Origin of the sequence: Streptomyces niphimycinicus (genome assembly GCF_018883605.1) — a bacterium.
Classification (GTDB): Bacteria; Actinomycetota; Actinomycetes; order Streptomycetales; family Streptomycetaceae; genus Streptomyces; species Streptomyces niphimycinicus.
Map to the genome: position 1 here is coordinate 1 of NZ_JAHLEM010001158.1, position 2,035 is coordinate 2,035.

A 2,035-nucleotide genomic window follows, 5' to 3' on the forward strand; every position below is an offset into this window, starting at 1 on the left:
AGGAGACCTTAGCACTCGGACGCCACGGAGCGAAAATCGATAACTTTCAGCCCGGAAAGACGGCGGGTGTGCTGGTCACAGCCGTGCCGACAAGATCACAACCGGCGGCGCGGGCCGCCCTCACACAGGCCCACAGCAGCACCTCGGGACCGGGCAGCCAGGGCTTGCGGACATCGGGCGCGACCAGCCAGCGCGGCGACGGCACCGGGGTGCACTCCCGGGCGTCGGCCTCCGGGGTCCCGGTCTCCCGGGCGCCGGCCTCCAGGGTCCCGGTCTCCCGGGCGCCGGTCTCCCGGGCATCGCGCTCCACGGGCGCCGCCTCCGGCGGCTCGGGGTCCGGCGGGAACAGCGGCGGCACGGTCACCGCGTCGCCCCGCCCGTAGCAGAGCAGCGGGGGAGCGGTCGCGCCCCACTCCTCCCAGCCGAGCAGTGCGGGCAGCCGCTGGGCGGTCCCCGGGATGGCGAAGAGCAGGACGCGGCCGCCCCGGGCCGCGACCGGTCCGGTGCCGGGGCCGTCGGTCCATAACCGGCCCACCACCCGGCGGCCGAAGAGCGCGTCCATGCTGATGACGTCGAACGCCGTACCGCACGGCAGCGTCACCGCGGCGGTCGGGGCAGCGGCCCACAGGGCCTGCACACCGCGCGGCGAGGCGCTGGCCGAGGCGAGCCAGTCCGCGCCCGCCGGGGTGACGTAGGCGGCGGTGTGAAGTGCGTCCTGCGGCGTTCTGGTCATGTTTCCACCTTTACCGTCGGCGATGACGGTGTAGAGAGATGCGGCGAAACCGGGACATCGGGTGTCGGCATCGGGTATCTTCCGCCCGCATATGCCCCAGGCTCACGCCTGCCGTCAGTCCGGCAGCTCGCCGCTCCGCATCAGCTCACGGCCGAACTCGACCATCTTCTTGGCGTAGTCCTCGGTCCACTCGGCGCGCTCGGCGATCACGGCGGGGGTCAGCCGGTCGAACCGCCTCGGGTCGGCGAGCTGGGCGGCCGCCATCGCCTGGAACTCCATGGCCCGGTCCGTCGCCGCGCGGAAGGCCAGCACCAGCTCCGTCGAGCGGGACAGCAGCTCACGCGGGTCCTCGATCGACTCCAGGTCGAAGAAGTGCGCCTCGTCCGAGGCGGCGGCGGCCGGTTCGAAGAGCAGGGGGGCTGGTTTCAGCCGCCGGGGCGCGGAGCCGTGCCGGCCTTGAGCCGCATCCGGCTCGGGCATGTGATCTCTCCTCCTGGGTCGTGAGGCACCTACGGTTCGCGGTGGTCCTGTTGTCTCCATTGTCGCGCGTAGGGCAAGGGCGCCCCCGCCGTACGCCGCCGACCTGGGGTCTCTCCCCACCGAGCCGCCCCCTGAACCATGGCCGGGCCGTCGCTCCTGGTGACGCACCGTACGGCCGCAGGCGACGTGAGGCCCTTACGGCCGCCACCGACACGCCGTTACGGCCTTAAGGCGGCCACCGGCACAGCTTTACGCCCGCCTCCGCCGCGCCACTTACGGCCACCACCGGCACGCCCTTACGCCGGCCATGGCCGCCCCCAACGCGCCCTTACGGGGCCGCCAACGCGCCCTTACGGCCGCCATGTCACGCGGTGCTCGGCCAGATGCGCCAGCACCGCGTGGTTGGCCTCCCAGCCGTCCGGGAACTTCACCGTGACGCCCAGTTGCACCGGTTCCATGGACGGATGCTCGTCCAGCAGCTCGGCCACCCCCGCCCGGCACACCACCACACACGCCTGCCGGTGCCGCGACGCCAGCACGCACAGCCGCCCCGTCTCCAGATGGAAGGCCGTGGCGTCCGGCCGCCCCGACAGCGGGTGCAGAACGACCGTGACCTCGAACTCACGCCCTTGGAGTCGATTGGCGGTGTCGACGGTGACGCCGGAGACCCCGAGCCCCGTCAGCGCCGACCGGACCGCCGCCGCCTGGTCCCGGTGCGCCGTGCCCACCGCGATCCGGTCCGCCGCGACCGGCAGCGGTTCGTCGGACCGCTCGCTGACCGCCACCGCGCCCCGGTCCAGCAGCCGCCGCACCACCTGGGCC

Annotated in this window: 3 protein-coding genes; all 3 read right to left on the reverse strand. The window is 73.5% G+C overall.

The features are described from left to right. Positions 1 to 46: 46 nt before the first annotated feature. On the reverse strand, positions 47 to 733 hold the full coding sequence (locus tag KN815_RS48425) for a bifunctional DNA primase/polymerase (protein WP_216348117.1): 687 nt from the start codon (positions 731 to 733) through the stop codon (positions 47 to 49). A 114-nt stretch (positions 734 to 847) separates the two neighbouring features. Further along, the gene (locus tag KN815_RS48430; protein WP_208520124.1) at positions 848 to 1,213 is read right to left on the reverse strand and encodes a DUF8844 domain-containing protein; all 366 of its coding nucleotides are present in this window, start codon (positions 1,211 to 1,213) and stop codon (positions 848 to 850) included. A gap of 350 nt (positions 1,214 to 1,563) precedes the next feature. After that, a partial coding sequence (locus KN815_RS48435; RefSeq protein ID WP_372458666.1) for an AAA domain-containing protein occupies positions 1,564 to 2,035 on the reverse strand: 472 nt, incomplete at its 5' end.